This window comes from SAR86 cluster bacterium (assembly GCA_023703575.1).
In the GTDB taxonomy this organism is placed as follows: Bacteria; Pseudomonadota; Gammaproteobacteria; order Magnimaribacterales; family Magnimaribacteraceae; genus Magnimaribacter.
Map to the genome: position 1 here is coordinate 227,873 of CP097969.1, position 25,742 is coordinate 253,614.

Below are 25,742 nucleotides of genomic sequence, written 5' to 3' on the forward strand. Positions count from 1 at the left end.
TACATATATTGTCGTCAGAATAAAGCACGAAAGTGTTAAGATATTGACCAATTAGGTACTACATCTACATAAAAACAACTTGAAAATTAACTAAAAATTTAGAAAAAATGGTATCCAAGAAAATTTCTGTAGGCATCATTCAAGAAAATCCTATAGTCGGAGATATAGTTGGAAACTTAGAGCTGGCAAAAAACTCTATTTCTAAGCTCTCTGAAGAATCTTCTCCAGATATATTCTTGCTAACGGAGATGTTTATAACTGGCTATCCCCCCGAAGATCTTATTCTAAGAGAGGATTTACTTGATCAAGCTTATGAAGCAATTACTGAGCTTAGTAATTTTAGACCTGAAAGTTTCGTTGTAATTGGGTATCCAAAGAAAGAAGGAGATTCAATTTTTAATTGTGCCGGTGTGCTCAGAAATAATTCGATTATTACCGAATATAAAAAACAAGAATTACCAAATTATGAGGTATTTGATGAAAAAAGATATTTTGAACCAGGTGATAGTCCAGCAATCTTTGAGGTAAATGGTTTCAGAGTAGGTCTTTCTGTATGTGAAGATATATGGCATCAAAAGGTAATAACGCAATTACATGAGAAAGGCGCTAACTTAGTCTTAAACATTAATGCTTCTCCATTTCATCTTGATAAAATACAAGAAAGAAAGAATTTAATTTCAGGTCATGCATCCAAATTCTCAATACCCATCGTTTATGCTAACCAAGTAGGAGGACAGGATGAATTGGTATTTGATGGCACTTCGATGGCAATGGACAGCACAGGCAAGCAAGTGTTGCAACTTGCCAAATTTGAAACAGATCAAGCTGTAGTAAGTTTTTTATCCCAACATGATGGGAATATATTGAGTGATAAAAACGAAGTTATACCTGAGGATTCAGAGCTTGAAGAGGTTTATAAAGCTCTGGTTTTAGGGGCGAAGGATTATATTAATAAAAATAAATTTCCTGGAGTATTGATAGGCTCTTCTGGAGGCATAGATTCCGCTTTAACTGCAGTCATAGCAGCAGATGCAATTGGATCTGAAAATGTAAGAAGCTTTATGATGCCTTTCAAGTTTACTTCTGACATGAGTGTTGAAGATGCTAATAAGCTAGCAGAAAACTTAGGCATAAAACATTCTATTATTCCTATAGGAGAAATATATGATTCTTTTCAAAGTAGCCTTGAATACGAATTCAAAGGCCTTGAACCTGATATTACTGAAGAAAATCTTCAATCAAGGTGCAGGGGGGTCATCTTAATGGCCTTATCAAACAAATCCGGGGAAATAGTCCTAACTACAGGCAACAAAAGTGAAACAGCTGTTGGATATTCTACTCTCTACGGGGATACTGCAGGAGGTTTTGGGGTTTTGAAAGATGTGCCCAAAACTTTAGTTTATGAACTCGCGAGATATAGAAATACAATTTCTAATGTTATACCTGAAAGAATTATTGAGAGGCCACCTAGTGCCGAACTTGCAGCAGATCAACAAGATAGTGATAGTCTTCCAGATTATGACACTCTAGATAAAATAATAGAGCTATACGTTGAACAAGATAAAAGTAAAAAAGAAATAGAAGAGACAGGAATTGAAAGTAGTATTTTAAATAGAGTAATAAGATTAATTGATTTTAGTGAATACAAAAGACGGCAGGCACCGCTTGGAGTAAAGATAACTTCAAGAGGTTTTGGAAAGGACAGAAGATATCCCATTACTAATAAGTTTTTAAAATAAGGCTTATTTCCTCAAAGGCAGATAAATGGCTATAATATAGGACCAATACATAAGTATTGGAAAAAATGGTTGATACAAAGGCCTTAAATCCTCAAAAAAAAGAGGAAAAACGTGCTGTCCCTCGTCAAGAGGAGCTCTTCTTAGCGACTGTAAAAGGCAAAGAAACTAGCCTCCCTGATGATTTATATGTCCCCCCCAATGCCCTAGAGATTCTGTTAGACAGTTTTGCAGGTCCTCTAGATTTTCTTTTATACCTCATAAAGAAACAGAACCTGGATATTTTAGATATAAACGTAGCTAAGATAACTGAACAATATACATCTTACATAGAATTGATGGATGCAATGCAGGTTGAATTGGCAGGAGATTACCTGGTAATGGCTGCTTATTTGGCTGAATTAAAATCTAGAATGTTGCTGCCAAGACCTGAAGAGCAAACGGAGGAAGAGGATCCAAGAGCTGAATTAATTAAACGACTTCAAGAGTATCAAAGGTACAAAGAGGCTGCAGAACGAATAGATAAAATTCCTAGAATAGACAGAGAAATTTTTGCAGCTAATGCAAAACTACCAGAATTTACTACTCAAGCACCTCTCATAGACGTACCTCTAGAAGATTTAACGATTGCACTTGCTGAAGTTCTTAGAAGAGCCGAAAAATCTCATGCTCATTTAATTAATTTCGAAGAACTCTCAACTAGAGAAAGAATGACCCAAATATTAGAAAGAATGAGAACTGAATCTTTCATAGAATTTACTTCTTTATTCAAACCTAAAGAAGGCAAGATAGGCGTGGTGGTAACATTCTTAGCAATCTTAGAGCTTCTGAAAGACTCATTAATTGAGATTGTGCAATCAGAGGAGTTTGGTCCTATACATATTAAAGGAATTGAAGGGGTACATTAATGGAGAGGAAATTAAGTAAAATTCTTGAAGCATTGCTTTTATCAGCATCAAGACCAATAAGTATTGACGATATCCTTAAAGTTTTTGAGGATCCTAAGCCTTCTAAAGATGAGATTAGAAAAGCCCTGAATCAAATAGATCAGGACTGCCTATCCCGAGGTATTGAACTGAAGAAGATAGCAAGTGGATATCGTTTGCAGGTAAAACAGTCTTTATCTCAATATATTGCGAAACTTTGGGAAGAAAAACCTCAAAAATTTTCTAAGGCTACTTTGGAAACTCTTTCTCTTATTGCGTATAAGCAACCTATAACTAGGGGGGAAATAGAGGAAATAAGAGGAGTATCTGTTGGAACTCAATTAATTAGAGGGCTTATGGAAAGAGGCTGGGTAAAGATCGTTGGTCAAAGAGATGTGCCCGGCAGACCTTCTTTATACTCTACTACCAAAGAATTTCTAGATTATTTTGGATTACAACATCTTAGAGAGCTTCCAGAACTCCCTGCCTTACCTGACCTAACATCAATTGAGCACGAACTACCGATAGATGAACCTGATGAGTCTATTAGTAGCTCAAAATCTTTGAATTAAATATTGAAGACTAGGATCCATAAGATCCTCGCAGATCATGGTATTGGATCTAGAAGAGGAATAGAATCATTAATAAGGCAAAAAAAGGTTTTAGTTAATGGTCAGTTAGCTGTCATTGGTCAGCTGGTATCTGAAAAAGATAGATTTGAGATCGAGGGAAGATCAATAAAGCTTTTGAAGAAAGATCCTGCTAAAAGAAGGGTTCTAATCTATAACAAGAGGGTAGGAGAAATATCCTCTCGTAATGATCCTGATCACAAGAAAACTATTTTCGATTCTCTTCCTAAATTGAGATCAGGCAGATGGATTTCTGTTGGTAGGTTAGATATCAATACTTCTGGATTAATTTTATTTAGTAATGATGGTTCTTTAGTAAATAATTTAATGCATCCTTCCTCTAACATCGAGAGAGAATATGTCGCTAGAGTACATGGTCATGTGAGTGAAAAAATAGTGAATAATCTAATTAAAGGAGTCAAATTAGAAGATGGTTTTGCAAAATTTTCAGATGTTCAGGGAGGAAGGAAAGGAAAAACAAATCAATGGTTTGCAATGGTTATCATGGAGGGTCGTTCTAGAGAAGTAAGAAGGCTATGGGAGAGTCAAGGTTTAGAAATTTCGCGTCTCAAAAGAGTTCGCTATGGCAACCTGTTTTTACCTGCGACTCTAAAGCCAGGAGCTTTTAAGGAACTTACAAAAAGTGAGATCAGTGCTCTTGAGCGTCAATCGATTGGCCATTAATATCTTTACTCAAATCACTTATTAAATATAAATATGGATTCATAATCTCAATAGCTGAGGGATTGGACTCCGGATTCTCTGCAGGGTATGCCGACTCTCTCATTTTAGTTCTGACTGCACCAGGGTTTACACAGTTAACTCTGATTGATGAAGTGTTCTGGAGTTCATCAAATAGGATTTGCATCATAGCCTCAGTTGCAAATTTACTTATCGAGTAAGCCCCCCAATAAGCTTTTCCTTTTCTACCAACTCCAGATGACGTGAAAATTATCGAGCTACTGCTAGATTCTTTCAAAAGAGGGATCAAATTTTTTGTTAGTAGAAAGCTTGCATCGAGGTTGACTTTAAGAACATCTCTCCATACCGAGTAACTATATTGCTCAAGAGGTTTTTTTTCGCCGAGTATCCCTGCATTATTCACTAGTCCGTCTATTTGAGAACATTCCTCTTTAATTGCTCCAACAATTTCCCGATAGTTTTTTTCATCAGCAGTTTTAAAATTTATAGGCTGGATGATCACACTGCTAGAAGTAATTTGATTTATTTCTTCATAAATTGATTCTAGTTTCTCAATGCTCTTACTTAGTAGAATTAAATCTGCACCAAACTCTGCGTAAGTTCTTGCTATTTGTCTACCTATACCTGAACCTGCTCCAGAGATAACGATTGTCTTACCTTCTAAAAGATTCGAAGAAAAATTAAGTTTTTCGAAACGCATTTTCATTATTAGATTAATGCAATCATTTCGTTCGCTTCTTCGAACACATAATCTGCTTTCCATTTTTCTACATTATCATCTTGAGGAATATATCCATAAGCTGCTGCTCCGGTGAGCATATTGGCTCTTTCACCTGCTTTAATGTCTATTTGATGATCACCAATATAGATACTATTTTCTGGTTTTGAAACTGATAATTTTAGAGCATGAATAAGTCCATCTGGTTCAGGTTTTCGTACACCAACGTCATCTGGACATATTAAAAAAGGAGGTGTGAAATTACCTAATTTAGTTTGCACAATAACTTCGGCAAATCTTCTCGGTTTATTAGTAACAATTCCCCACTTAATTTTTTTTTCATTTAGTTCATTTAGTAATTCCTCCACTCCATCAAATATTTTGGTGTTTGTCAGGCAGCAGTCTTCGTATATATCCAGTAACTCTTGTCTATGAAATTCAATTATCTGATTTGACTTGCCTTTTAGGTTGAGTGCATATTCAACAAGACTTGCAGCTCCTTGAGAAACCCTTGATCGTACTTGCTCATAATCTGCTTCACCAAAGTTATATTTTTTTCTGAGTAAATTTACCGCATAAAGAAAATCAGGTGCAGTATCAAGGAGAGTTCCATCTAAGTCGAATGTGAAGAGTTCAATTTTCAAATGTTTTCCTTTTTAGCATGGACCATATAGTTAACTTGGATATCTTTACCGAGCCAATAGTTATCAGTTATGGGGTTATAACTTAATCCTATTGTTTCTTTGGAATTTAGTCCTGCATCTCTAATCCATTTTGCTAACTCGGAAGGTTTTATAAATTTTTCGTAATCATGTGTGCCTTTCGGGAGAAGGTTTAATATATATTCCGCACCTATAACAGCAAAAAGGTAGGATCTGGGGTTTCTGTTTATTGTTGAAAAAAATATGTTGCCATCTTCTTTCAAGAGATTTGAGCAGCTCTTTATAATTTCATTAGGTGAAGGGACATGTTCAAGCATTTCTAAACAGGTAATTACATCAAATTTCTCGTCTGGATGTGAGGATGTAAACTCTTCAATTGTATTTTGTATGTATTGAACATCGCTTCCTATAGATTTAGAGTGAGTCTTTGCAACACCAATAGTATTTTCTGAAGCGTCTATACCAGTTACGTTAGCGCCCAATTTGTTGAGTGCTTCAGCAAGAATACCACCGCCACAACCTACATCTAGAACTTTCTTGCCTTCCAAAGAAGATCTTTCTTTAATAAAACCGACTCTTAAGGGATTAATTTGATGAAGCGGCCTAAATTCACCATCCTTGTCCCACCATTTTGCAGCAAGTTCATTAAATTTATTTACTTCATCATGATCTAAATTATTTATGTTCATAGTTAACTTTTTTCATTAAACTGTTCTTCGAAAATTCCAATTCAAAAATAATTATGCAAATATTTTTTCCTAAAGAAGAGGATCACGAGATACGTGCCACTATTTTACCTGAAGTGGCCAAGAAGTTTACTGATTTGGGTATTGAAGTTTTGATTGAGTCTGGGCTGGGAGAAAAAGTTTTTGTTTCAGATGAACAATATGTTGATGCAGGTGCAACTGTTTGCAATAAAAAAGAAGGATTTTCATCAGCCGATGTGGTTTGTAAAATAAATAAACCTAATCATGATGAGATTCAATCTCTAAAAAAGAATTCTATATACATTAGTTTTTTAGACCCATTTAACGAAAGAAAAATTGTATCTGATTTGGCTGAAGCTAATGTGAGCTCCATAAGCATGGAACTTGTTCCAAGAATAACAAGAGCACAAAAGATGGATGCACTGAGTTCCCAAGCAAATTTGGCAGGATATGCGGCTGTTATAGAAGCCTCAAGAACACTTTCTAAATCTTTTCCAATGATGATGACCGCAGCGGGAACAATCTCTCCTGCCAGAGTATTTGTAGTCGGTGTGGGAGTGGCTGGATTACAAGCTATAGCTACTGCTAAGAGGCTTGGGGCGAGAGTAGAGGCATTTGATACAAGGCCAGTTGTAGAAGAGCAGGTTAAATCTTTGGGAGGAAAATTTGTAAAAATTGATATTGGTGATACAGAGGAGACAGATCAAGGCTATGCTAAAGAATTAACCCCTGAACAAATTAAGATGCAGCAAGATGGTATGAAAAAAATCTGCTCTCAATCAGATGTAATCATAACTACAGCGCAAGTATTTGGTCGACAAGCCCCTAGGATAATAACTAAAGACATGGTTGAAGCTATGCAACCTGGCAGTGTAATTGTGGATATGGCTGTATCAACAGGAGGTAATGTTGAAGGCTCCAAGAATGATGAATACGTTTTCCATAATGGAGTGACAATTATTGGAATGTCGAACTTACCTGGAGAAGTTGCGAGGGATGCCTCTCAAGTCTTTGGTTCTAATTTATTCAATATGATTGATGAATTTTGGGATAAAGAAAATAACAATATAAATTTTGATTTAGAAGACGAAATACTCAAAGGATGTGTAATTACCCATCAAGGTAGTATTGTTAACGAATCAGTAAAATAATAGTTAAATATGGAAACACAAATCATACTTCTGATATTTGTATTAGTTCTATCAATCTTTTTAGGTGTTGAACTGATTACAAAAGTACCCTCTACTTTACATACACCTTTGATGTCAGGTGCCAATGCTATTTCTGGTATAACTTTAGTCGGAGCAATCTTGTCTTCAGGGTCTTCGGAGATTGTTACTATTATCCTTGGAACTGCTGCAGTTTTTTTTGCATCAATCAATGTTATAGGTGGATATCTTGTAACAAACAGAATGCTTGGAATGTTTAAAAAGAAATAATAATGGATACTGCAATACTAGTTAATTTATTTTACATAGCTTCTTCAATTTTGTTTATTGTTGGACTCAAGATGTTGGGATCGCCCGATACTGCAAGAAGAGGAAATTTACTATCTTCTTCTGGAATGCTTTTGGCAGTGCTCATAACCTTACTTGATCAGAATATAATCGATTATAGATTCATAGCTGGGGCACTAATTGCTGGAAGCATAGTGGGGTATTTCGCAGCTACCAAAGTAAAAATGACCTCAATGCCTGAAATGGTCGCAATTTTTAATGGATTTGGTGGTATTGCTAGTCTTTTAGTTGGTTCAGCTGAATATGTATCTGGGACTTTTGACAATTCTGCCTTTTTAGGAGCCATATTTTTAACAGTTTTAATAGGTGGTCTAACTTTTAGTGGCAGTATTATTGCTTATGGAAAGTTATCTGAAGTAATCTCAGGGAAGCCATATCTCTATAAAGGACAACAATTTGTAAATGGAATTTTATTAATAGCCATTTTGCTTGTTGGAATAAATATGCTTTTCATTCAAGGTTTCATTTCCTCCGAAGAAACACTTATCTTACTAATAGTACTTGCTTTCATACTTGGTATATTGTTTGTAATACCTATTGGCGGGGCTGATATGCCGGTTGTAATTGCCTTGCTCAATAGCTTTTCAGGTTTAGCAGCTTGTGCTGCAGGTTTTGTCATTCTAAATAATGTATTGATTGTGGCAGGTGCCCTGGTTGGTGCAAGCGGACTGATACTTACAAATATAATGTGTAAGGCAATGAATAGATCATTAGCAAATGTTCTATTTAGCGGTTTTGGAGCTGCTCCTGACGCTACTTCTGATTCAAGCCAAGAACAAGGTGAAGTAAAACCTATTTCTGCTGATGATGCTTATTTAATACTAGAAGCTGCTTCATCGGTCTTAATAGTTCCTGGTTACGGAATGGCAGTTGCTCAAGCACAACACGCGGTTAGGGAATTGGGAGAGTTATTAGAGGATAATGGGGCAGAAGTTAAGTATGCAATTCACCCAGTAGCAGGAAGAATGCCCGGACATATGAACGTATTACTTGCTGAGGCAAATGTTTCTTATGATGTTCTAGTTGAACCTGATGATGTTAACCCGGTAATGGAAACTATTGATGTTTGTATTGTTATTGGGGCGAACGACGTAGTAAACCCAGATGCCAAAGATAATGAGGGCAGCCCTATCTACGGCATGCCTATTATTGAGGTGGATAATGCTAAAACGGTCTTTGTATCTAAAAGATCAATGGCATCAGGATTTGCAGGTATTCAGAATCCTTTATTTTTTAAATCTAATACAAGAATGTTGTTTGGAGATGCAAAAGAAACTGTATCCACTTTAGTCTCTGAATTTAAGTCCTAGTCACTATTTTTACGCTTAATTTTAAGCGATTTTTATGGTCAATTATGCTAAAATCAGCTTAAGTTGACACTGCGAAAATCATGCCAAAACATTTCTCATTCTTTTGAAGGATCTTCCTGTCATTTCAACAAATTTTTAAATTTTTGGATCTAAATTATGGGTGAAATTGCTGCTAAGGAAATCGTTCCTGTAGACATAGGACAAGAGCTCAAACAATCTTATCTTGATTACGCCATGAGCGTAATTGTAGGCAGAGCCTTGCCTGATGCAAGAGATGGATTAAAACCTGTCCATCGCAGAGTCCTCTATGCAATGCATGTCTTGAATAATGATTTCGGTAGACCCCACAAGAAGTCAGCCAGAATAGTTGGAGATGTCATCGGTAAATATCATCCTCACGGAGACAGTGCAGCTTACGAAACTATTGTAAGAATGGCCCAATGGTGGTCTCTGAGATATCCCTTAGTAGACGGACAAGGAAATTTCGGATCTATGGATGGAGACGGACCAGCCGCACAAAGATATACAGAAGTAAGAATGGCCAGAATATCTCAGGAGTTATTGGCAGATCTTGAAAAGGAAACAGTAAACTATGTAGAGAATTATGATGGCACTGAAATGATGCCAGAAGTTTTACCCACAAAGATTCCAAATATGCTAGTGAATGGTTCTGCAGGGATCGCTGTCGGGATGGCAACAAATATGGCACCTCATAATTTGAATGAGTCTCTGTCTGCCTGTTTAGCCTATATAGACAACCCAGAAATTTCAGTTCAAGAGCTAATGGAATTCTTACCTGGACCAGATTTTCCTACAGGAGCTATCATTAATGGTAAGGCTGGAATCCTAAGTGCTTACGAAACAGGTAGAGGGCGAGTAAAAATAAGAGCTAAAACTGAATTTGAAGATGAAGAAAAGGACAAGGCGAAAATTATTATTACCGAGATGCCCTATCAAGTAATAAAAGCTAGATTGATTGAAAAAATAGCTGAGCTTTCGAGGGATAAAAAGTTGGAAGGCATAAGAGATATAAGAGATGAATCTGATAAGGATGGAATTAGGGTGGTCATTGAACTGAAATCAGGTCAAATTCCAGATGTTGTGCTCAACAATCTATATTCTCAAACACAAATGCAAACTGTTTTTGGCATTAATAATGTTGCTTTGATTGATGGAGAGCCAAAGTTACTAAACCTTAAATCAATACTTTCAGTTTTCTTCAACCATAGAAAAGAAGTTGTTTCTCGAAGAACATTTTTCGATTTAAGAAAAGCAAAAGAGAGAGGACACATCTTAGAAGGTCTCACCATAGCATTGGCTAATATTGATGAGATGATAGACCTTATTAAGAAATCAAAGGAGGGATCCGAAGCAAAGAAGAAATTACTCTCAAAAAAATGGAAACCAGGAAAAATAACTGCAATGCTTGAAAAGGCTGGGCCAGATGCTTGTAAAATTGATGTGACTGATAGTTCTGTTGGTCTAATCGGAAAGACTTATCAATTATCTGAACAGCAAGCTCAAGCTATATTGGACATGAGATTGCAGAGGCTTACTGGCCTCGAGCAAGATAAGTTAATTAAAGAATACGAAGAAATAATAGATCACATAACATATTTGCTAGAAATACTTGGAGACTCCGAAAGATTAATCGAGGTTGTTAAAGAAGAACTTTTGGAAGTTCAAGAGAAATACAAGGATGATAGACGAACTGAAATACAAGATTCAGTTGCAGATCTAACTGAAGCAGATTTGATTACTCCCGAAGATAGAGTGGTAACTATTTCTCATGAAGGTTATGCCAAGACTCAGCCACTAGAAGAATATAGAGCACAGAGAAGAGGAGGAACCGGAAAGACTGCCGCATCAGTTAAAGATGAAGATTTTGTTGAACAGCTATTAGTAGCAAATACACATACAACACTTCTATGCTTTTCTAACTTAGGACAAGTTTACTGGTTAAAAGTATATGAGATTCCTTCTGCTGGACGAGCAGCGAAAGGTCGACCTCTGGTCAATCTGATACAACTCAGTGAGGGTGAGAGAATAACAAGCATGGTGCCCGTGGAGGAATATGATGATCAACATTTTATTCTAATGGCCACTCGCGCTGGGACAGTCAAAAAGACTGTATTAACAGAATTTCAAAATCAAAGAAAAGGAGGTAAAAGAGCAATTACACTAGAAGGTGATGATGAGTTAGTTGGGACCACCGTTACAGATGGTAGCAAATTTGTTATGTTGGTTACTAATGCCGGTAAAGCAGCCCATTTTTCTGAAACAGAAGTAAGATCTATGGGAAGAACTGCTAAAGGAGTTAGAGGGATCAAGCTTGATAAAGAACAGCATGTAATTTCCTTAATAATTCCAGAGGAAGAGGCTAGTATCTTTACAGTAAGCGAGAACGGATATGGAAAACGCTCAAAATCTATTGATTTTAGAAAAACTAGACGAGGAGCCAAGGGAGTTATTGCAATGCAAATTTCTGAAAGAAATGGTCAGTTAATTGGAGCTGTGCAAGTCACTGAAGATGATGAATTAATGCTCATATCTGATAAAGGTATGTTGGTCAGAACCAGAGTGTCGGAGGTGAATATTATTGGAAGAAACACCCAAGGCGTTACCGTGATTAGATTAAAAGATTCAGAAAAGTTAATTAGCATTGCTCCTATAAGTGAAGAGTTCATAGGAGATGAATGATGCCAAGAAAATTTAATTTTGGTGCTGGTCCAGCAACAATGCCGGAATCTGTTTTAACAGAGGTTCAAGAAGAGTTATTAGATTGGAATGGTCTGGGATTGTCCGTAATGGAAATAAGTCACAGAAGTCCAGAGTTCATAGAAATCGCTAAACAAGCCGAATGTGACTTTCGAGATTTACTATCTATCTCTGACGAGTTTGCTGTGTTATTCACTCATGGTGGAGCCACTATGCAAAATGCAATGGTGCCTTTAAATTTAGCATCTCCGGAGGGTAATGTTGATTATGTAAATAGTGGACACTGGGCCAAACGTTCCATCAAAGAGGCCGAAAGATATACAAACGTTAATATCGCTGCCACCTCTGAAGATGATGATTTTAAATATTTTCCTGCTCAAGATTCTTGGAAATTTTCTGATAATTCATCTTATGTGCATTACACCCCCAATGAAACTATTGGTGGTTTGTGTTTAAGAACATTACATAACTGCGAGATACCTGTTGTTGCTGATTATTCTTCAGGTATTCTTTCTGAACCAATTGATGTGAGTAAATTCTCCTTAATTTATGGAGGAGCTCAAAAAAATATTGGTCCTTCTGGTCTCGGTTTTGTGATTGTGAAGAAAGATTTATTGGGAAAGGCGCAATCTATTACTCCCAATCTTCTAAATTACACTCTAATTAATGAAGGCGAGTCTATGTCTAATACTCCTCCAACTTTTGCTTGGTATGTTGCTGGTAAAGTATTTAAATGGCTTAAATCTATAGGAGGAGTAGAAGCTATTTCTATAATAAATAATAGAAAAGCCAACAAGTTATATGACTATATTGATTCTTCAGATTTCTATTCAAATAATATAAATATAGAAAATAGATCGATTATGAATGTTCCTTTTTTACTAGGGAATGAAGATTTAAATGATAAGTTCCTTGAGGCATCTAAAGAAGCTGGTTTGTTGGCTTTGAAGGGTCACAGATCTGTTGGAGGTATGAGAGCTAGTATATACAACGGTCTTCCTGAAGAAGCAGTAGATGCCTTGATTGAATTTATGGATGTCTTTAAAAAAGAATATAGTTAGTTTGGGATGTCTAAAAATAGCGATCTATCTAAAATCAGAGACAAAATTGATTCTCTTGATAACAAAATACTATCATTACTAAATGATCGTGCAGAACTGGCTATTCAAGCTGGGCAGGCTAAAGAAGATTCAATTAAATATAAACCCGCTAGAGAATCTTCAATTTTAAAGAGGGTAATGGATTTAAATGAAGGACCTTTAGAGTCAGCGCAAGTCAAAAACGTTTTTAATGAGATAATTTCGAGTTGCAGATCAACTGAATCAACTTTCACTATCTCTTATTTAGGTCCAGAAGGAACATTTTCAGAATCAGCGCTTCACGGCCAATTTGGTAAATCAGTGGACAAGATTCCTGAAGAGACCATACGCTCGATTTTTGAATCTGTTGATCGTGGAGAATCTGATTTTGGTATTGTACCAATAGAAAACTCCACTGAAGGATCTGTTAACTCCACTTTGGATTGTCTAAGCGAGTTCAATCTTAAAATTTGTGGCGAGATAGAAATGGAAATCCATCACAATATACTGGGACATAACAAACCATTGCCTAAAAATGGATTTGAGATTCACGCTCATGAACAAACCTTCGGACAATGTAGAGAATGGTTAGAGTCTTATTGTCCAGGAGTGAAATTAGTCAGTGTAAGTAGTAATGCGCAAGCAGCATCAAATGTCACAGAAGATAATACAGTCATTGCAATTGCAGGAGAACTCGCTGCAAAGAAATATGGTTTAGATATCCTTAGTAAAAATATTGAAGACTATTCGAGCAATACAACACGTTTTTTAACTATAGGTAATATAGAATCGGGAAAAACTGATTCTGATAAAACATCTATTATGGCTACCACCAAGAATGAAGAGGGTGCTCTTTATTCTTTACTGGAACCTTTTAATAAATTTAATGTTAACTTGTCTCACTTGACTTATAGACCTTCAAAAGTAAACAAGTGGCAGTATTCATTCTTTATAGATTTTGATGGACATAAAGACGAGGATCTCTTAAAAGACTTATTATCAAGCCTAGCCAACAAGGAAATCGAAGTAAAGATTCTTGGTTCTTACCCAAAATCATTAGGTTAATTTATGGATTTAAAAAAATTAGTTAACAAAGGGGTAGATAGTCTCAGTCCTTATGAACCTGGCAAGCCAATTGAAGATCTAGAAAGGGAAATTGGAATCAAGAATGCAATTAAACTAGCCAGTAATGAGAATCCCATTGGCCCCAGTCCAAAGGTTTTACAGTCAATTGATGCAATATTGAAAGAAACCCACAGATATCCCGATGGGAATGCAACTAGGCTGAAAGATAGTATTGCTAAAAAATTTAATACTTCACCAAATCAAGTGACAATCGGTAATGGATCTAATGACATAATCGAGTTCATTGCCCGCAGTTTTTTAGGGTCTGATGATAGTGCTATTTATTCTGAACATGCATTCGCTGTTTATCCATTAGTAGTAAAAGCTGTTGGAGCAAAAGGCATAGAAGTTCCTGCTAAGGACTTTTCTCATGATTTGGAAGCGATGCTCAGGGCAATAGAAAAAAATACAAAATTAATCTTTATAGCTAATCCCAATAATCCTACTGGTTCTTTTGTTGAGTTTGATGAGTTACTGGATTTTTTAGAAAAAGTGCCCGAAGACATAATAGTATTATTAGACCAAGCTTATTTTGACTACTCTTCGTTCGAAACTAGAGATGCCAATTTTGATATCTTAAAAAAATTTCCTAATCTTGTAATGAGTAGAAGTTTTTCTAAAGCCTATGGGCTTGCTGGATTTAGAGTTGGCTTCTCTGTTTCATCAGAAGATATAGCTAATTACCTTAATAGAGTTAGACAACCATTTAATGCTAATTCCCTTGCTCTGTATGCTGCAGAGAAAGCTTTGGAAGATGACGAATATATGAATCAATGCCTTCAACTCAACTCTGAGCAAAAGAAAGTGCTTTATGAGGGCCTTAATTCGCAAGGATATGAATATCTTCCTAGTAGAGCAAATTTTATATCCTTTGACTGCAAGAAAGATTCAAATGACGCCTTTAATAAATTACTTCATGAAGGAGTAATAGTTAGATCCTTGGGCGTCTATAAGATGCCTAATTTCTTAAGAGTCTCCATTGGCTTGCCGGAAGAAAATCTTCTTTTTCTAGAGAAATTAAAACTAACTTAGAGTTAGATGAGCAACATAAAAGAATTTGATAATATCTTAATTGTTGGTTTAGGACTAATTGGTGGATCGATTGCGAAGAAAATCAAAGAGATTGATTATTCAGCAAATGTATATGGGTTTGAAAAAAATCTAGAAATACTCAAAGCAGCAAATAAAAAAGGTCTCGTGATCAATGACAAGGAAATTGATCTTAAAAACTCCAAAAACCTATTAGTAATATTTTGTGTTCCGGTTATGTCCTTCAAACAGGCTTTGAACTCTGTCAAAAAACACTTACCTTCACAAAATATAATATTCACAGACACTCTGAGTACAAAAACTGAAATTTTCAACACCCTTTCAGATGAGTTTAGCGATATCTTAGGTAGCTTTGTTTTATCCCACCCAATCGCTGGTTCTGAAAAAAGCAGTTTATACAATTCTAAGAAAGCTTTATTCGAAAAGAAAGTGGTCGTAATTTCACCTCACGAAAATAATAATCAGAATGATATCGATAAAGTCGTTAATTTTTGGAGATTGCTAGGATCATCTTCAAAGATTCTTTCCTACAAAGATCATGACTTTTTGTTCTCTAAAACAAGTCATTTACCACATGTAATATCTTACTCTCTAACCGAAAGCTTATTTAAAAATTTAGGTGATAAAACCTTTGATTTCTCTGGTGGGAGTCTGGAGGATTACACTCGTATTGCATCTAGCGATCCACTTATGTGGAAAGATATTATGATTTCTAATCATCAAAATATTTTAGATTCCATAGAAGATTTTGAAGAAAGTCTTGCAAATTTAAAGGGTCTAATTAAGAGAAAAGATGAAAATGCGCTAGTTGATTATTTTAATAGAGTTAAGGTATTGAGAGATAATTCAGTTAAATCCGATGAACTTTAAAGTTAAGAAAGGAAAGGGTGTGAGGGGTGAAATAACAATTCCTGGAGATAAGTCCATATCCCATAGATCAATAATGTGCGCATCCCTTGCAGAAGGAAAATCAAGAATTTATGGATTTTTAGAAGGAGAAGACTGTTTAGCAACCAAACTTGCCTTCAAAGATATGGGGATTAAATTTGAGACAAATATAGATGAAATAATAGTTCATGGTTCAGGTTTATATGGATTAAAAGACCCTCAAAAAGAGATTAATTTAGGCAACTCTGGAACATCTATTAGGTTGCTAAGTGGAATATTATCCGCGCAGAAGTTTTCTTCTACTCTGATAGGAGACGAGTCTTTATCATCTAGACCAATGAAAAGAATCATAGAACCTCTTTCTATGATGGGTGCAAATATCAAGTCTCAAAACTCTGGTAGACCTCCTTTAAAAATTGGAATGTCAGAGAAGCTCAATTCAATAAACTATGAACTTCCTATTGCGAGCGCTCAAGTGAAATCATGTATTTTGTTTGCAAGTCTTTATTCTGAGGGAAAAACAACTGTTAGAGAGAGACAAACAACACGTAACCATACAGAAATAATGTTTAAGCAATTTGGAGTGCCTTTGAGTATTCGAGACACGGTCGATGGAAGGAATATAGAAATGTATTCTCCATCAAAATTAAAAAGCGCAGAAATTGATATTCCAGGAGACTTTTCTTCTGCAGCTTTCTTTATTTTAGCTGCATTGATAATCCCTAACTCAAATCTAACAATTAAAAATGTAGGTATGAATGAAACTCGCATAGCATTATTAAATGCCTTTCAAGAAATGGGTGCTGAAATAGACATTTTCAATAAAACTGGAGAATTTGAACCTCGTGCTGATTTAAAAGTTAAATTCTCGAAATTAAAAGGTATAAATCTAGACACTAAGTTAGTGCCTAATTTGATAGATGAATTGCCGGCCTTCTTTGTCGCTGCGGCAATGTCATCTGGATCAACTGCTGTAAGAGATGCAGAAGAATTACGCAATAAAGAATCAGATAGATTAGAGGCAATGGGAGAAGTTCTAAGATCACTTGGTGTTGATTTTAAAATGTATCAAGATGGCATTGATATAAATGGTCTTGATGAAAATAATACTCTTAGTCCATACAAAGGAGGGATAATAGAATCTTTTGGCGATCACAGAATAGCAATGTCTTCAGCAATTGCTTGCAGTTTTTTTGACCAGGAATCTCTTATTCTAAATACTGATAATGTAAATACCTCATTTCCAGCATTTTTAAAAATTGCAGATCAAGTAGGCTTAGATATTAGTTTAGAGGAACATTCATGATACCCGTTATAACAATTGATGGTCCAAGTGGTGCAGGTAAAGGAACAATTGCGCAGATGCTAGCACTTGAACTGGATTGGAATATTTTAGACAGCGGAGCTTTATACCGAACATTGGCTTACTTTATGAGGGAAAATACTATCAATTTAGATAATTTCGAAGAAAATCAACATTTATTAAAAGAGAGATTTAAAGTTTCATTTGATCCAGGAATACCAGGCGAGCCCGTCAGAGTTTTGTTTGAAGATGAGGATATAACATCGAAAGTAAGAACAGAAGAGATGGCAAAATTAACTTCTACATTAGCTGCAGAACCCTTAATAAGAGAGTTCATTAAGCCCTGTCAAAGAGATTTTATGAAGTTACCTGGTTTGATTGCAGATGGACGAGATATGGGTACTGTAATTTTTTCCGATGCAAAACATAAAATCTTTCTGACAGCCTCTTTGGAAGAAAGAGCTAAAAGACGACAAACACAGTTGAAAAGACAAGGTTTGGAGGTTAACATGCGCTCCCTTTTACAAGAGTTAATGGATAGGGACAATAAAGATATGGAGAGAGAACATTCTCCATTAATTCCCGCTAAAGACTCTGTGTTAATTGATACAAGTAATTTAAACCCTGAAGGAGTGGTAAAGGAAATAAAAACTTACCTTTAAATAAGATTATGTCAACAAGCTTTGAACAACTATTAGACGAGAATTTAAGTACAGTAATTATGAAACAAGGCAGTCTGGTGACTGGTATTGTTATAGATATCTTAGAAAATCATGTAGTGGTTCATGTGGGATTAAAGTCTGAAGCGGTAGTTCAAGTGTCTGAATTCTATAATGAATCAGGAGAATTGGAACTAGAAATAGGTGATGAGGTTCAATTAACTCTTGAGGCTATTGAAGATGGTCATGGTAATACTCGTGTTTCAAGAGAAAAAGCTATCAAGCAAGAAGTTTGGAAGAGAATAGAAGATTGCTTGGCTAAAGATTCCATCCTTAAGGGCTTAATTACAGGTTCTGTCAAAGGAGGTATGACTGTAGATGTTCAGGGTATTAAGGCTTTTTTACCTGGTTCACTTGCGGATGTTATACCAACTAAAGATTTAGAACATTTAGTTGGAAACTATGAGGAATTTAAAGTCATCAAGTTAGATAAAGATAAAAATAATGTAGTCCTTTCAAGAAAAGCAGTTCTTCAAGAAGTAAACTCTGAAGAAAGAGAAAAGCTTCTCTCAACATTGGCAGAAGGACAGATAATGCAGGGTGTCGTAAAGAATTTAACAGATTACGGAGCATTTGTTGATCTAGGCGGGATAGACGGTCTTCTTCACATAACCGATATATCATGGAGTAGAATTAATCATCCTTCCGAAGCAATTAACATCGGTCAAAAATTAGATGTCAAGATTATTAAGTATGATGCTGAAGGAAAGAAAGTTTCTCTCGGTGTGAAGCAATTAGTTGATGACCCTTGGGTGGGAATTCAGTCGAGGTTTCCTTTGAATACATCTGTCATGGCGACCGTGACAAATCTTACTGATTATGGATTTTTCGCTGAGATCGACAAAGGCGTGGAGGGACTAGTTCATGTATCCGAAATTGATTGGACAAACAAGAATATTCATCCTTCCAAAGTAGTACAGTTGAAAGATAAGATCGAAGTCATGATTTTAGAAGTTGATGAGGAAAAAAGGAGAATATCCCTTGGTCTGAAACAACTTTCAGAAAATCCTTGGCAAGTTTTTGAGCATACGCATAACGAGGGAGACAGAGTTTCAGGTGCCATTAAATCCATAACAGATTTTGGTGTTTTCATTGAACTTGAAGGCGGTATAGACGGTCTTGTTCACCTTTCTGATATATCCTGGGACGAGAGTGAGGAATCAGTTAGATCTTTAAACAAGGGAGATGTTGTAGATGCACTAGTCTTGTCAATAGAATCTGAAAGAGAAAGAATATCTCTCGGCATGAAGCAGCTTGAATCTGATTCCTTTGGAGATTATGTTGAAACAAATAGCAAAGGTTCAAGAGTAAATGGCACAATTATTGACTTTTCAGACGAAAGAATAACTTTGAACCTTTCCGAAGGAGTTAAGGGCTATCTTCCAATGAAAGATTATAACAATTCAATGTCTGGCATATCTTTGGAAGAGGGTATTGAAATTGAGGTAGTCATAGCTAATATCAATAGAAAAGATAGAGAAATAATCCTTTCATTAAGAGCTCTAGAGAAACAGGAAGAGAAAAGTGCCTTAAAAGATAATGCAATCAAAAATAAAGAGATTGAAGAAGCTACAAAGTCAAATATTGGAGATCTTATCAAAGCAGAAATGCAAGATTCAGATACTAAAGATGACTAGATCAGATTTGGTAAAACGATTATCGAATAAAATTACTTCATTGAGTGATGAAGATGTAAAAATCTCTATCGATTCTATTGCAGATTTGATTACTGAAACTCTTCAAAATAATGATAGATTGGAGATTAGGAATTTTGGCACCTTTTCTGTCAGGAAAAGAGATCAACGTATATCAAGAAATCCAAAGACTGGTACATCTATTTTAGTTCAGCCTAAGAATCACCCTTATTTTAGAGCATCAAAGTTCTTGAAAGAATCTTTAAACAAATAAAATATAAGAAGTTGTATAGTACCCTTGTCAGTAAGTAAGAGGTATATATGTCTAAAGATATAGAAAAAAAAATAAGGCAAACATTTCTCGATTCCATATCCGTTAAAAAGGAGATAGTTGATAATGATCTAGATTTGGTCTTACTGGAGGCTGGAAAAGTCATTGCCGATTCAATAGCTAATGGAGGTAAGCTCCTTATTTGTGGCAATGGTGGATCTGCTGCAGATGCTCAACACTTAGCTGCTGAATTCTTAATAAGATTAACTTCAGATGTTAATCGAGGAAGTATTCCTGCACTCTCTTTAGCACAAGACACATCTACTCTTACCGCATGTATCAATGACTATGGCGCAGAAGATATTTTCAAAAGAGTCTTTTCAGGACTATCTTCAGATGGCGACGTGCTGCTTGCAATTACTACTTCCGGTGAATCAAAAAATATTATTGAAACTCTTAAATTAGCAAAGAAAAAAGGAATATATACTTTGGGTTTTTTAGGAAAAGGAGGTGGGAAAGCCTTGGAGTATTGTGATGCTGCATTTATAGTTCCTAATTCAATTACAGCAAGAATACAGGAAAGTCACATTACTGCTGGACATGCCTTACTTCAATATGTGGAGGATAGTCTCTTAGAGAGCAGTTGGTTAACTTTAAATAATTAACTATGAGTATCTCGCTTATTTTTCTAATATTGATTGTTATTCTAATTGGAATTTCATCATTTATTTTTTTAAATTTAAATGAAGCTATAGTAAGTTTGGATCTATTATTCTTTCAATTTGACTTCCCGATAGGAGTAATTATCTTGACCGTCTTTTGCTTAGGTATACTCACAACGATTATCTTGGAAGTTTTGTATTTTTCTTCAAGAAATAAAAGAAGTGATTAATAGAAGAAAAAAAATTCACAAAGAGCTATTAAAACTCGCTGATTATATTTCAGGTCAAAATATTTCTTCAATTAATGCGCATGAAGAACCGGGTGCAAGTAATATTAAAACAAGCTTATTAAACTATGATTACTCAAAACAAAGGATTACTCCAGATGTTATTAACACTCTTCTCGAGATACCAGATCAGTTAAATATAAAGGATTCTCTTTCAAAATTAATAGATGGTTCTTTCGAGAATGTTTCTGAAAATAGAAATGTTTCGCACACAATTTATAGGTCACCGTCTAATGTCGAAGGTTTTGAATCAATATTTAAAGAAAGGAAGAAAATTGAGAATTTCCTTAGAGAACTCAGAAGCAAAGCTAATATAAATAATATAATCTGCTTAAGTATTGGAGGTTCTAGACTAGGACCAGAGTTCCTTTGTGAGTTTCAATCTTCTTTTGCAGAAAAGAATGTTTATTTTTGCAGCAGCTTGGATCTAATTGAATTGAAGGAAGCTTTGAATCTATGTAAACAGGAAGATACTATAGTTCTAGTGTCTTCAAAATCATTTAAGACTTCTGAAATACTTAAAAATTTTGATTATGTCAGATTGTGGTTTGAGGAGAATCCTGAAATAAAGTTTTCTCAGCAAGTTTATGGAATTTCTTCTGATTATGAAGAAATGACTAGACAAGGTATTCCAAAGACTAATCAATTTAGGATTCTAGATTCTCTTGGTGGCAGATTTTCGGTGTGGTCCTCTATAAGTTTACCTGCTTTTGTTAATGCCAGTTTTGATGATTATATGTCTTTTCTAGATGGTGCTTACTTAGCAGATCAACATACTTTGAACAGCCCATGGAGTGAAAATATCTCGGTAATGATGGCTTTATTTGCAGTATGGAATTGCACCTCTTTGAAAATCAATAATCATGGAATATTTACTTATAACTATCGACTTAGGTCTCTTCCTAAGTATATCTCTCAACTTAGTATGGAGAGTAACGGGAAAACAGTAAATTTTTTAAATGAAAAAAGTTTTTTCCCTACTTCACCTTTGATTTGGGGGGGTTATGGTATTGATGCACAACATTCAACTTTTCAATGGCTAATGCAAGGAAAAACAGAGACTTCATGCGATTTTATAGGAGTCAATCAAGAGCTTAGAGATAATTTAGATTCTCATAACATGTTACTTGCTCAAGTACTGGCAATGAGCTACGGAGAGGTTGACGACCTAAGTCATTTCAAGACAGTAAAAGGAAATAATCCATGTTCTATAATCTTACTGAATTCTTTGGATTATCGGAGCTTGGGTTTTCTTATCGCTCTTTATGAGCATAAAACATTTATAGAATCATTAATACTAGGCATAGATCCCTTTGATCAATGGGGAGTAGAATTAGGAAAGAAATTAGCATCTAGAAGCGAAGATAATCAAAATTTTTTTTCAAAATTCTTTGCAAGAGATATTCTTCCAAAAAATTAGATAGAAAATTTTGGTTTAAAAGTTATTTTTAATGGAAATAAGTCAGGAAAATATATATACAGAAAAACCGATTCTCATTCCCTCTGGTAGAGAAAATATTTCCAAATTCATTAGAAGGTTGCCACAAAAGCCCGGAGTTTATAAGTTTTTGGATGGTGCTAATCATCCGATATATATCGGCAAAGCTAAATTACTTGATAAAAGGTTGTCTTCATACTTCCGATTATCATCTAGAACAAAAAAATTAGATAAATTGATGCAAGATGCAAGGAGGATAGAGTTTGCCATAACAAATACTGAATTAGAATCTCTTTTATTAGAGCAGTTCTTGATAAAGAAGCTAAAACCTAAATTTAATGTTCAATTTAAGGATGATAAAGGGTATCCGTGGATAAAAATTGACACAGAGCAAAAATTTCCTTCAGCAAAATCTTACCTTGGAAAGAAGCAAGAGAATGGAAGATTTCTGGGTCCATTTCCAAATAACTATGCCGTGAGAGATGCTCTCAAATTAATTCAAAAAACTTTCAAATTAAGAAATTGTTCTGATTCTTATTTTATGAATAGATCAAGACCATGCTTGCAATACGAGATTGGAAGATGTTCTGCTCCTTGCGTGGGCTTGATAAACAATGACGAATATGAAAAAGAAGTAAAAGGTGCAGAGCTATTATTGACGGGAAGATCTGAAGAACTTATTGAAGAGTTTTACGCCTTCATGGATAAATTCTCTTTAATGAAGGATTATGAAAAGGCTGCTATTTACAGAGATAGAATCTCAGCTCTAAGAGATATACAAAGATCACAAAGCATTACTGGCTTTAAGAAAAATAGAGATGCTATTTTTTTATCCTCTATCAAAGGTGTTATGAAAATTGGTGTAACACACGTAAAACAAGGCTGGGTAGTTGGCCATAAAAACTTTATCCTCCAAGATGAGATTATGGATGAAGATATTTTAGAAAGATTCATACTTCAAAAGTATTTATCCGCTGAAATTTGTCCCTCTGTATTAGTATTTGGGAATGAAGTACAAAATAAAAGCTTACTTGAAAAGGCTTTAAGCGACTTTCATTCAAAGAAGATTTCTATTATCACTAAGCCAGGAAAAAAAGATAAAGGATTGTTAGATCTTTGTCGGGCGAATACAGAGTACGTATTTAGAAATGACAGAATTGATACGGACATTAAGGTTAAGATTAAATCTTTAAATGAGACCTTGAAGATTAAGGATCCAATCAAGATTATTGAGTCTTATGATATAAGTCATCAATCAGGTACTGATGCAGTCGCGGGTTGTGTTGTTTATTCAATAGAAGGTAAAGATAAGAGTCTTTATCGTACTTATAAAATAAGCGAGGAAAATTCTGGAAATGATATAGGTTCGATGGATGAATTAATAAAAAGACGATTTTCCAAAGATAATGAAAGAACTCTTCCAAATTTAGTCATAATCGATGGAGGAAAAGCCCATCTGAATTCTGCTATGAAAACATTTGTAGATTTGGGTTTAGATGATCTCAATTTAATATCAATATCTAAGGGAGCCAGAAGAAAACTATCCTTTGACTCTATTCATCTTGCAGATGGCCAGACAATTCAAATGAATTCAAGCTCAGTTTTTTGTCGTTTTATTCAAGAAATAAGAGATGAAACTCATCGGTTTGCGATAACATCCTTAAAAAAAAGGAGATCAAAATCTTCCATCAAGTCTTCTCTTGATAATCTATCGGGAATTGGTTCAAGCAGAAAAAAAATTCTGCTGAGATATTTTGGCTCATTAGAGCAAATAAAAAGGGCTAGTATTGAAGATTTATCTGAAGTGAGTGGCATTGGAAGAACTACAGCTGAATCGATTTTTAAACAATTGCACAGTTAATTTATATGGCAAACTATATTACAGCCTCCAGGATATTATTAATCTTTCCAGTCTTATATCTAATTTCTGATCAGAATGATAATAGAAACTGGATAGCTTTAGCTTTATTTATTACAGCGGGTCTCACAGATCATTTAGATGGGTATGTTGCTCGTAAAACTAAAACTGAGAGTTCTTTAGGGGGTTTGCTTGACTTAATAGCCGATAAACTTCTAATTTGTATTCCTTTATTTTATCTAATTACTTTTTCGGGAAATAAAGAACTTTTGATACCAGCTTTGATTATTATCTCTAGAGAGTTGATTATTTCCTCCTTTAGACAATTTTTAGTAGAAAATTTAGGAAGTAATCCAATAAAAGTTAGTTTCCTAGCAAAGAGTAAGACAACCGTACAGATTACTGCCCTGTCTTTTTTGATAGTATCTCCAAATTTCGAGGAAACATTCTTTAAATTTACAGTCTTCTTTTTTTGGCTTGCCGCATATATCTCGTTACATAGTTTATATACCTATTTTAAGGCCTATAAAAACTTGATTAAATAACTGGTCTATTTCTCTTAGATACATAGAATAGCGCACAAGGCTGAGTAGCAAAGTGGTTATGCAGCGGATTGCAAATCCGTCTACGCCGGTTCGATTCCGACCTCAGCCTCATTAAAATGAGAGGTAAAAACAAGATACTTATAACAGGAGCTGCAGGTTTCATCGGCTCTTTTGCATCGAAATACTACTCAAATCTAGGTTATGAAGTGATGGGAATAGATAGCTTAAATAGTTATTACAACGTGGATTTAAAAAATTCCAGATTAAATGAAATCCTAGAATTAACAAATTTTACTTTTAATCAACTCGATATGATTCAGCTTGATAAGTTAGGAGAAGTATTCAATAGTTTTAAGCCTAATTTAGTGTTACATCTAGCAGCCCAAGCCGGTGTAAGACATTCCTTAGTAGATCCAAATTCATATTTAGAATCAAATATCATTTCATTTTATAATCTTCTAGAGTGTCTAAAGAACTCGTCTGTTGAAAAGTTTGTTTTTGCTTCTAGTAGTTCTGTATATGGTAATTCAATGGACGTACCATATGCTGAATCAGACAAGACAAATAGCCCTGTGTCCCTTTATGCTGCCTCAAAAAAAAGCAATGAAGTGTTAGCTCATTCATTTGCCTTCAATAATAATATACCTACAATTGGCCTTAGGTTTTTCACAGTCTATGGACCAAAAGGACGCCCAGATATGGCTTACTTTAAGTTTGCTGACTTAATAAGTAGTCGGAAAAAAATAATAGTGTATAACAAGGGAGAAATGTCCAGAGATATGACATATATCGATGACATAATCCATGGACTAAGTAAGGCGGTAAGCTTTGAAAATTTTACCAATGATATTCCTTTCGAAATTTTTAATTTAGGAAATAATTCTCCAGTAAGCACATGGGAGTTAGTAAGGTATATTGAGAAATATTTCAATACCAAAGCAGACTATTCTTTTGAGGATTCTTCTATTGAAGTAAAAGAAACTTGGGCTAATATTAATAAATCTAAAAAATTGCTTGAATTCAACCCTATTACTACTTTCTCAGATGGTATGGATAATTTTTTGGATTGGTTTACCGAATATAAAAACATTAACTAGTTACATAATCATGACCCTTAAACTAATCATAATCATATAATGCAAATTGCCAATCATTGCCCGGGTGGTGGAATTGGTAGACACAAGGGACTTAAAATCCCTCGAAGGAAACTTCGTGCCGGTTCGAGTCCGGCCCCGGGCACCAATTTTCAGAGTCCAAG

Annotated in this window: 24 protein-coding genes and 2 tRNA genes; 23 read left to right on the forward strand and 3 right to left on the reverse strand. The window is 35.1% G+C overall.

Annotation, left to right across the window (positions count from 1 at the left end; all coding sequences use genetic code 11):
- Positions 1-107: 107 nt before the first annotated feature.
- The 4 genes from M9C83_01120 (at position 108) to M9C83_01135 (ending at position 3,975) form a co-directional block, all read left to right on the forward strand.
- On the forward strand, positions 108-1,739 hold the full coding sequence (locus M9C83_01120; protein URQ66829.1) for an NAD+ synthase: 1,632 nt from the start codon (positions 108-110) through the stop codon (positions 1,737-1,739).
- Positions 1,740-1,804: 65 nt separating this feature from the next.
- Complete coding sequence (locus M9C83_01125) at positions 1,805-2,644, forward strand: segregation/condensation protein A (protein ID URQ66830.1); 840 nt, start codon at positions 1,805-1,807, stop codon at positions 2,642-2,644.
- Positions 2,644-3,234 (forward strand): SMC-Scp complex subunit ScpB, encoded by a 591-nt coding sequence (gene scpB, locus M9C83_01130; GenBank protein ID URQ66831.1) that lies wholly within the window; start codon positions 2,644-2,646, stop codon positions 3,232-3,234. Before M9C83_01125 ends, scpB begins: the two co-directional genes overlap by 1 nt.
- Positions 3,235-3,237: 3 nt before the next feature.
- The gene (locus tag M9C83_01135; GenBank protein URQ66832.1) at positions 3,238-3,975 is read left to right on the forward strand and encodes an rRNA pseudouridine synthase; all 738 of its coding nucleotides are present in this window, start codon (positions 3,238-3,240) and stop codon (positions 3,973-3,975) included.
- On the opposite strand, the gene M9C83_01140 is transcribed toward M9C83_01135, so the two are convergent.
- The 3 genes from M9C83_01140 to ubiG are packed head-to-tail and all read right to left on the reverse strand — an operon-like array spanning position 3,941 to position 6,056.
- On the reverse strand, positions 3,941-4,699 hold the full coding sequence (locus tag M9C83_01140; protein ID URQ66833.1) for a YciK family oxidoreductase: 759 nt from the start codon (positions 4,697-4,699) through the stop codon (positions 3,941-3,943). The two genes, M9C83_01135 and M9C83_01140, sit on opposite strands and share 35 nt — an antisense overlap.
- A 2-nt stretch (positions 4,700-4,701) precedes the next feature.
- Positions 4,702-5,355, reverse strand: a complete 654-nt coding sequence (locus M9C83_01145) for an HAD-IA family hydrolase (protein URQ66834.1) — start codon at positions 5,353-5,355, stop codon at positions 4,702-4,704.
- Complete coding sequence (gene ubiG, locus M9C83_01150; GenBank protein ID URQ67379.1) at positions 5,352-6,056, reverse strand: bifunctional 2-polyprenyl-6-hydroxyphenol methylase/3-demethylubiquinol 3-O-methyltransferase UbiG; 705 nt, start codon at positions 6,054-6,056, stop codon at positions 5,352-5,354. Before ubiG ends, M9C83_01145 begins: the two co-directional genes overlap by 4 nt.
- A gap of 59 nt (positions 6,057-6,115) precedes the next feature.
- Between ubiG and M9C83_01155 the strand changes: the two genes are divergently transcribed.
- The 19 genes from M9C83_01155 (at position 6,116) to M9C83_01245 (ending at position 25,726) form a co-directional block, all read left to right on the forward strand.
- On the forward strand, positions 6,116-7,231 hold the full coding sequence (locus M9C83_01155) for a Re/Si-specific NAD(P)(+) transhydrogenase subunit alpha (GenBank protein URQ66835.1): 1,116 nt from the start codon (positions 6,116-6,118) through the stop codon (positions 7,229-7,231).
- A 9-nt stretch (positions 7,232-7,240) separates the two neighbouring features.
- Complete coding sequence (locus tag M9C83_01160; protein URQ66836.1) at positions 7,241-7,519, forward strand: NAD(P) transhydrogenase subunit alpha; 279 nt, start codon at positions 7,241-7,243, stop codon at positions 7,517-7,519.
- A 2-nt stretch (positions 7,520-7,521) separates the two neighbouring features.
- Complete coding sequence (locus M9C83_01165) at positions 7,522-8,907, forward strand: NAD(P)(+) transhydrogenase (Re/Si-specific) subunit beta (GenBank protein ID URQ66837.1); 1,386 nt, start codon at positions 7,522-7,524, stop codon at positions 8,905-8,907.
- Positions 8,908-9,063: 156 nt separating this feature from the next.
- Positions 9,064-11,607 (forward strand): DNA gyrase subunit A, encoded by a 2,544-nt coding sequence (gene gyrA, locus M9C83_01170; protein ID URQ66838.1) that lies wholly within the window; start codon positions 9,064-9,066, stop codon positions 11,605-11,607.
- Positions 11,607-12,686, forward strand: a complete 1,080-nt coding sequence (gene serC, locus M9C83_01175) for a 3-phosphoserine/phosphohydroxythreonine transaminase (protein ID URQ67380.1) — start codon at positions 11,607-11,609, stop codon at positions 12,684-12,686. The genes gyrA and serC overlap by 1 nt, the downstream gene beginning before the upstream one ends.
- Positions 12,687-12,692: 6 nt before the next feature.
- The gene (gene pheA, locus M9C83_01180; protein URQ66839.1) at positions 12,693-13,769 is read left to right on the forward strand and encodes a prephenate dehydratase; all 1,077 of its coding nucleotides are present in this window, start codon (positions 12,693-12,695) and stop codon (positions 13,767-13,769) included.
- Between the two features lie 3 nt (positions 13,770-13,772).
- Positions 13,773-14,861 carry a histidinol-phosphate transaminase gene (hisC, locus tag M9C83_01185; GenBank protein URQ66840.1) on the forward strand — a complete coding sequence of 363 codons (1,089 nt, stop codon included), beginning with the start codon at positions 13,773-13,775 and terminating at the stop codon, positions 14,859-14,861.
- A gap of 6 nt (positions 14,862-14,867) precedes the next feature.
- Entirely contained in the window at positions 14,868-15,749 is an 882-nt protein-coding gene (locus tag M9C83_01190) for a prephenate dehydrogenase (GenBank protein ID URQ66841.1), read from the forward strand.
- Positions 15,739-17,073 (forward strand): 3-phosphoshikimate 1-carboxyvinyltransferase, encoded by a 1,335-nt coding sequence (aroA, locus tag M9C83_01195; protein ID URQ66842.1) that lies wholly within the window; start codon positions 15,739-15,741, stop codon positions 17,071-17,073. The genes M9C83_01190 and aroA overlap by 11 nt, the downstream gene beginning before the upstream one ends.
- Positions 17,070-17,732 (forward strand): (d)CMP kinase, encoded by a 663-nt coding sequence (gene cmk, locus M9C83_01200; GenBank protein URQ66843.1) that lies wholly within the window; start codon positions 17,070-17,072, stop codon positions 17,730-17,732. Before aroA ends, cmk begins: the two co-directional genes overlap by 4 nt.
- A gap of 8 nt (positions 17,733-17,740) precedes the next feature.
- Positions 17,741-19,426 carry a 30S ribosomal protein S1 gene (gene rpsA / locus M9C83_01205; protein ID URQ66844.1) on the forward strand — a complete coding sequence of 562 codons (1,686 nt, stop codon included), beginning with the start codon at positions 17,741-17,743 and terminating at the stop codon, positions 19,424-19,426.
- Positions 19,419-19,697, forward strand: coding sequence for an integration host factor subunit beta (locus M9C83_01210; GenBank protein URQ66845.1), 279 nt, complete (start codon positions 19,419-19,421; stop codon positions 19,695-19,697). Before rpsA ends, M9C83_01210 begins: the two co-directional genes overlap by 8 nt.
- Positions 19,698-19,744: 47 nt before the next feature.
- Entirely contained in the window at positions 19,745-20,359 is a 615-nt protein-coding gene (locus tag M9C83_01215) for an SIS domain-containing protein (protein ID URQ66846.1), read from the forward strand.
- A gap of 219 nt (positions 20,360-20,578) precedes the next feature.
- Entirely contained in the window at positions 20,579-22,063 is a 1,485-nt protein-coding gene (locus M9C83_01220; protein URQ66847.1) for a hypothetical protein, read from the forward strand.
- A gap of 31 nt (positions 22,064-22,094) precedes the next feature.
- Positions 22,095-23,942, forward strand: a complete 1,848-nt coding sequence (uvrC, locus tag M9C83_01225) for an excinuclease ABC subunit UvrC (protein ID URQ66848.1) — start codon at positions 22,095-22,097, stop codon at positions 23,940-23,942.
- A 5-nt stretch (positions 23,943-23,947) separates the two neighbouring features.
- Entirely contained in the window at positions 23,948-24,484 is a 537-nt protein-coding gene (pgsA, locus tag M9C83_01230; protein URQ66849.1) for a CDP-diacylglycerol--glycerol-3-phosphate 3-phosphatidyltransferase, read from the forward strand.
- 38 nt (positions 24,485-24,522) lie between these two features.
- Positions 24,523-24,593, forward strand: a tRNA-Cys gene (locus tag M9C83_01235).
- Positions 24,594-24,600: 7 nt separating this feature from the next.
- Positions 24,601-25,581 (forward strand): NAD-dependent epimerase/dehydratase family protein, encoded by a 981-nt coding sequence (locus M9C83_01240; GenBank protein URQ66850.1) that lies wholly within the window; start codon positions 24,601-24,603, stop codon positions 25,579-25,581.
- Between the two features lie 58 nt (positions 25,582-25,639).
- Positions 25,640-25,726: transfer RNA gene (locus M9C83_01245), tRNA-Leu, on the forward strand.
- Positions 25,727-25,742: the final 16 nt, after the last annotated feature.